The sequence below is a fragment of the Mycolicibacter senuensis genome (assembly GCF_003284925.1).
GTDB lineage: Bacteria > Actinomycetota > Actinomycetes > Mycobacteriales > Mycobacteriaceae > Mycobacterium > Mycobacterium algericum_A.
In genome coordinates, this window is sequence record NZ_QMEX01000188.1 from 1 (window position 1) to 6,028 (window position 6,028).

7 protein-coding genes are annotated in these 6,028 nt (G+C 68.7%); 4 read left to right on the plus strand and 3 right to left on the minus strand.

What is annotated here, in order from left to right:
• From DQP56_RS22100 to DQP56_RS22115, 4 genes are all read left to right on the plus strand, one after another.
• The coding region (locus tag DQP56_RS22100; RefSeq protein WP_205868956.1) for a PPE family protein, SVP subgroup at positions 1 to 274 on the plus strand (274 nt) is incomplete at its 5' end.
• A gap of 28 nt (positions 275 to 302) precedes the next feature.
• Positions 303 to 2,822, plus strand: coding sequence for an ATP-binding protein (locus DQP56_RS22105; protein WP_435673899.1), 2,520 nt, complete (start codon positions 303 to 305; stop codon positions 2,820 to 2,822).
• Complete coding sequence (locus DQP56_RS22110; protein ID WP_112689092.1) at positions 2,819 to 3,502, plus strand: response regulator; 684 nt, start codon at positions 2,819 to 2,821, stop codon at positions 3,500 to 3,502. Before DQP56_RS22105 ends, DQP56_RS22110 begins: the two co-directional genes overlap by 4 nt.
• Positions 3,503 to 3,553: 51 nt before the next feature.
• On the plus strand, positions 3,554 to 4,024 hold the full coding sequence (locus DQP56_RS22115; RefSeq protein ID WP_165825109.1) for an MPT63 family protein: 471 nt from the start codon (positions 3,554 to 3,556) through the stop codon (positions 4,022 to 4,024).
• Between the two features lie 97 nt (positions 4,025 to 4,121).
• Here the strand turns inward: DQP56_RS22115 and DQP56_RS22120 are convergent, their stop codons facing one another.
• From DQP56_RS22120 to DQP56_RS22130, 3 genes are all read right to left on the minus strand, one after another.
• Positions 4,122 to 5,075 carry a Ppx/GppA phosphatase family protein gene (locus tag DQP56_RS22120; protein ID WP_112689096.1) on the minus strand — a complete coding sequence of 318 codons (954 nt, stop codon included), beginning with the start codon at positions 5,073 to 5,075 and terminating at the stop codon, positions 4,122 to 4,124.
• A complete protein-coding gene (locus DQP56_RS22125; RefSeq protein ID WP_112689098.1) occupies positions 5,072 to 5,563 on the minus strand; it encodes a DUF501 domain-containing protein in 492 nt (163 codons plus the stop codon). The genes DQP56_RS22120 and DQP56_RS22125 overlap by 4 nt, the downstream gene beginning before the upstream one ends.
• Positions 5,556 to 6,028: FtsB family cell division protein (locus tag DQP56_RS22130; protein WP_133259003.1), on the minus strand; the 473-nt coding region annotated here is incomplete at its 5' end. The genes DQP56_RS22130 and DQP56_RS22125, both read right to left, overlap by 8 nt.

Below are 6,028 nucleotides of genomic sequence, written 5' to 3' on the forward strand. Positions count from 1 at the left end.
ACCGGGGCCGCCTGGGCCACACCGGCCAGCACCGGTCGGCGGGCTCTCGGTGCCAGCGAGTTGGCCGGGAGCGCTGCCCTCCGAAGCCGGTGCGGCACCGCTGATCACCTCTGAATGGATCCCCGGTGCGGTCGAGGAAGGACAGTCTATGACCGCGGTGCCGGCCGGGGTCGGTGCCGCCGGGGCGGCCGCCGCGCGCGGCGGTCGCGGTTTCAGCGATCCGCGGTACGGGTTCAAACCAACCGTGATGGTGCGGCCGGTCGCTGCTGGCTGATGACGGCGGTTGCCGGGATGATGGTCTGGTGAGCGTCGTGAGGCAGGTCGGGCGGCCTGCAGAACCGCGTGGCGAACTCCGCATCTATCTCGGAGCCTCCCCCGGGGTCGGCAAGACCTACGCCATGCTCGGAGAAGCCCACCGCCGCGCCGAGCGCGGCACCGATGTGGTCGCCGCTGCCATCGAGACCCACGGCCGCTCCAAGACCGCAGAACTGCTCCGGGGCATCGAGGCCATAGGTGACCCGAACGCCGAACTCGATGTCGCCGCGGTGCTGGCGCGCCGTCCCCAGGTGGTTCTGGTCGACGATCTCGCACACACCAACCCCGCAGGTAGCCGCAATCCGAAGCGCTGGCAAGACATCGAGGAATTGCTCGACGCCGGGATCACGGTGATCTCCACGGTCAACGTCCAGCAGCTGGAGAGCCTCAGCGATGTCGTCACCAAGATCACCGGAACCACCGAGCATGACACCGTTCCCGATGCGATCGTGCGCCAGGCCGCTCAGATTGAACTGATCGACGTGGCCCCGGAAGCGTTGCGCCGCAGGCTTTCCCACGGCAATGTCTATCCTCCGGAGAAGGTCGACGCGGCGCTGGCCAACTATTTCCGGGGCGAAACCCTCACCGCGTTGCGCGAATTGGCGCTGCTGTGGCTGGCCGGGCAGGTCGATGCGGCGCTGACGAAGTACCGCGCCGATAAGAAGATCACCCAGACTTGGGAGGCGCGGGAACGCATCGTCGCCGCGGTGACCGGGGGCCCGGAATCCGAGACGCTGGTGCGGCGGGCTTCCCGGATCGCGTCGAAAGCCGGCGGCGAGCTGCTGGTGCTGCACGTTCTGCGCGACGGGGACTCGGGCGCACCGGCACCGCGGGTAGGCCAGATCCGCCAGTTGGCCATCAGCCTGGGCGCGTCGCTGCACACCGTGATCGGCGACGACGTGCCTGCCGCGCTGCTGGAGTTCGCCCGCGACGTCAACGCCACCCAGCTGGTGATCGGCAGTTCGCGGCGTTCCCGCTGGGCGCGCATCCTCGACGAGGGTGTGGGCGCGGCGGTGGTCCAGCAGTCGGGCGACATCGACGTGCACATCGTCACCGACGAGGACACCAAACCGAATTTCCGGGCGGTATCGATCTCCCCGCGGGAGCGTCGGGCGGTGTCCTGGCTGGCGGCTGTCGTCGTGCCGTGCCTGATGTGCGCGATCGTGGTGGGCTGGCTGGACCGCTACCTCGACACCGGCCAGAGCGCGTTGTTCGTCGTCGGCGTGCTGCTGGTGGCCCTGCTCGGCGGAATCGCGCCGGCGGTGCTGTCGGCCCTGCTGTCCGGTGTCTTGCTGAACTATTTCCTGCTCGCGCCGCGCCGCGATTTCACCATCGCCGAACACGACGCCGCCGTGACCGAGGTGGTGTTGCTGCTGGTGGCGGTCGCGGTGGCAGTGCTGGTCGACAGCGCAGCCAAGCGTGCCCGGGAAGCCGGACGCGCCTCGCGCGAAGCCGAACTGATGACGTTGTTCGCCGGGTCGGTGCTGCGCGGAGCGGACCTGGACACCCTGCTGGAACGGGTCCGAGAGACCTATGCACAGCGTGCCGTGAGCCTGGTCCGTGTCCCGGCGCGCACCGCAAAGCCTGAGGTGGTCGCCTCCGTCGGCGAGCAGCCCTGCACCTCGGTGGAAACCGCCGACACCTCGATCGATGTCGGCGACGACGAGTTCTGGATGCTGATGGTCGGCCGGCAGCTGGCCTCCCGCGACCGGCGGGTGCTGTCCGTGGTGGCCCGGCAGGCGGCCGGACTGGTCCGCCAGGAGGAATTGGCCGCCGAAGCCGGCCGGGCCGACGCGGTGATGCGCACCGACGAACTGCGCCGTTCGCTGCTGTCGGCGGTCAGCCACGACCTGCGCACCCCGTTGGCGGCGGCCAAGGCGGCGGTGTCGAGTCTGCGCGCCGACGACGTCGCCTTCTCCCCGGACGACACCGCCGAACTGCTGGCCACCGTCGAGGAGTCGGTCGACCAGCTGACCGACCTGGTGGGCAACCTGCTTGATTCATCGCGGCTGGCCGCCGGCGTGATCCGGCCCGCGCTGACCAAGGTCTATCTGGAAGAGGTGGTGCAGCGCGCCCTGATCGGAATCGGCAGGCGCAGCAACGTCTTCGGCCGCGGCCGGTTGGACCAGGTGAAGGTAGAGGTGGGTCCGACCGTGGCGATGGCCGATGCCGGCCTGCTGGAACGGGTGCTGGCCAACGTGATCGACAACGCGCTGCGCTACGCGTCGGACAGCGTGGTGCGGGTGACGGCCGGCCGGGTCGGCGACCGGGTATTGATCAACGTCGCCGATGAGGGCCGAGGACTGCCGCCCGGCGGCGAACTGCACGCGTTCGATCCGTTCCAGCGACTCGGCGACCGGGACAACACCAGCGGAGTGGGCCTGGGACTCTCGGTGGCGAGGGGTTTCGTGGAGGCCATGGGCGGCACCATCTCGGCGACGGAGACACCGGGTGGCGGGCTGACCATGGTGGTGGACCTGGCGGCAGCGGCGGGAGAGGGCGGATGAGCACACGTGTCCTGGTAGTCGATGACGAACCGCAGATCCTGCGCGCGCTGAAGATCAACCTGTCGGTGCGCGGCTACGAGGTGGTCACCGCGGCGACCGGCGCCGGCGCGCTGCGAGCCGCCGCCGAGCAGCGCCCGGACGTGGTGATTCTCGACCTGGGGTTGCCCGTTATCTCCGGCATCGAGGTGCTGGCCGGCCTGCGCGGCTGGCTGACGGTGCCGGTGATCGTGCTCTCGGCCCGCACCGACTCCGCCGACAAGGTCGAGGCCCTCGACGCCGGGGCCGACGACTACGTGACCAAACCGTTCGGGATGGACGAATTCCTGGCCCGGTTGCGGGCCGCGGTGCGCCGCAATGCCGCCGCCGCCGAGATAGACCAGCCGATAGTTGAGACCTCGTCGTTCACCGTTGATCTGGCCGCCAAGAAAGTCACCAAGAATGGTGGTGAGGTGCACCTGACCCCCACTGAGTGGGGCATGTTGGAGATGCTGGTGCGCAATCGCGGCAAGCTTGTCGGTCGTGATGAGCTACTCACCCAGGTATGGGGCCCGGCTTACGCCAAAGAGACCCAGTACCTGCGCGTTTACCTGGCGCAATTGCGACGGAAACTGGAAGACGATCCGTCGAATCCCAAGCATCTGCTGACCGAAGCAGGCATGGGTTACCGATTCGAGGTTTGAAATCCGCCCACGCGGATATGTCCTTGGGGACCTAGCGGAAGGAGTTTTGCCGTGATGTTTTCCCAGATCGCCAAGAAGACGGCGGTGACAGCGACCGGCCTTGTGGCGGCAGGAATGCTGGCAGCAGCGCCGGCCATAGCCGATCCGACGGTGGTCGGATTCGGTGAGACCGAAGAAATCCAGAGTCCGGGCGGAGCCATCGACTACACCGTCAAGAACCTGCAACCCAGCGGGCACAACGACGGAATCTGGTACTCCGACGTGACAGCCAAGGCGGTGAGCGGTACCCCGACCCCGAACATCGCCGACTTCAACGCTCGTGCCGTCAACAGTTCGACGTTCGCGGTGATGAAGGGCAACGAGGTCGACGGCCTGCCCAACGGGCCGATCGCCCAAGGCAGCCAGACCAGCGGGCGGCTCTACTTCGACGTCAAGGACGGCACGGCGCCCGACAGCGTCGTCTACCGGGACGCCGGCGGCCACGACAAGGTCGTTTGGAAGGCTGAAACGCGCACGCGCTAGCGGCCAGGTCGCCGCTCCAACCGTCTGCAATCCCAGGTGGTTGGAGCGGCGTCACCGGTTTGAGCTTTGGGGGCAACGGCGGTCGAGGACGCCCGGGCTAAGCGATCGACAGCGCGATCCCGTCGAGGATGTCGTGCTCGCTGACCACCAGCTCATCGATGCCGGCATGCTCAGACAGCGTGCGGGCCAGTTCCTGCACCACGATCGCCCCGCCGCCGATCACGTCGACGCGGCCGGGATGCATCGGGCCCAACGCGGCCCGCTGGTCACGGGACATGCCGAGCAGCCTGTCGCAGACCGCGACCAGGTCGCCGAACCCGACCCGGGACAGGTGAATCACCCCGGGGTCGTACTCGGTCAGACCGTGGGCCAGCGCCGACAGCGTCGTCATGGTGCCGGCCACCCCTACCCAGGTCCGCGCGTGCTGCACCGGAACCACCTGCAACGCCTCGCCCAGCAACTCGCGGGCGACGCCGCGGGCGGCGGCGATCTCCTCGGCGGTGGGCGGGTCGGAGTGCAGGCAACGTTCGGTCAACCGGACGCAGCCGATGTCGGCCGAGTAGGCAGCCGACACCCCGCGCTCCGGGTCGCCGAGGACCACTTCGGTCGATCCGCCACCGAGATCGACCACCACGAAAGGCCCATCGGCACCGTCCAATTCGCCTACCGCACCGCGGAAGGACAGCTCGGCTTCCTGTTGGCCGGTGATGACCTCGGCAACAGCGCCGGGGACCGCGATGCCGAGCACCTGAGCCGTCATGGTGAAGAATTCGTCACGGTTGGCCGCGTCGCGGGTGGCCGAGGTCGCCACCATGCGCACCCGCGAAACACCGTGCGTCACCAGCAGTTCGGCGTAATCGACCAGCGCGGCACGGGTACGTTCCAGCGCCTCGGGCGCGAACCGGCCGGTCGCATCAACCCCCTGCCCCAGCCGGACGATCCGCATCTCGCGGTGAACATCACGCAGCCGGCCATCGAGCGGTTCGGCGATCACCAACCGAATCGAGTTGGTGCCGCAGTCGATTCCGGCGATCCTGTCCGTGCGCGTCACAACCACTCCTCCGGTACCAGGATCCCGGCCATCGCGGGCTCGGCGGCCAGTATCGCCAACGCCTCGTCGCCGAACGGGTTGACTCCGCGCCCCTTGGCCAGTGCGTGCGCGATCACCACGTGCAGGCATTTCACCCGATCGGGCATGCCGCCACCGGAGAACGTCGTACCCAGCGGTTCGATCGCATCCCGCTCCGCCAGAAAGGATTCGTGGGCGGCTCGGTAGGCCGCGGCCAGGTCCGGGTCGCGCTGCAACCGGTCGGTCATATCCGCCATCAGCCCCGAAGACTCCAGCCGACTCGCCGCGGCCGTCAGCACCGGATGGGTCAGGTAGTACAGCGTCGGAAACGGTGTTCCGTCAGGCAGTTTCGGCGCCGTCTTGACCACGGCCGGCTCCCCATTGGGGCACCGGTAGGAGATCTCGAGAACGCCGCGGGGCTCTCGGCCCAGTTGCCGGCCCACCGCTGCCAGGTCAGCCGGGTCAACCACCGGGCACAACCGGAACGGGAGGCCCCGGGAGCCCGGGCGGCCCAGGGGGCGGCGCGGCCGGGGCGGGCGGGGGATGCGGAACGTCGGCGATGGTGTGCCATAGCGAGGTGTACCAGGGCTCGTCGCTGGGGCCGATCATGTCTGGTTCGGCGCCCGGCTCGCCCGGCACCTCCGCGGTGGCGGGCAGTTGCACCTGATAGGGAATCTCGCCGGGCATGACGAAGCCGAGCCGCTCCCTGGCCTGGGCCCGGATGTGCGCCGGATCATCCATGTTGGTCTTCTGTTGCTGCAGGTCGGCGATCTGGCCGTGCAGCACGGCTTCCAGCTGGGATTGCTGCTTCATCTCCGCGTGCTGGGCAAAAAAGGTGCGAACCGGCCCGGCCAGCGTCAAGGTCAGCACGCACATCACCGCGGCCAGGATGACCGCACGCCGCGCGGTGAATCCGACCCGCAGCTCCGCGCGCT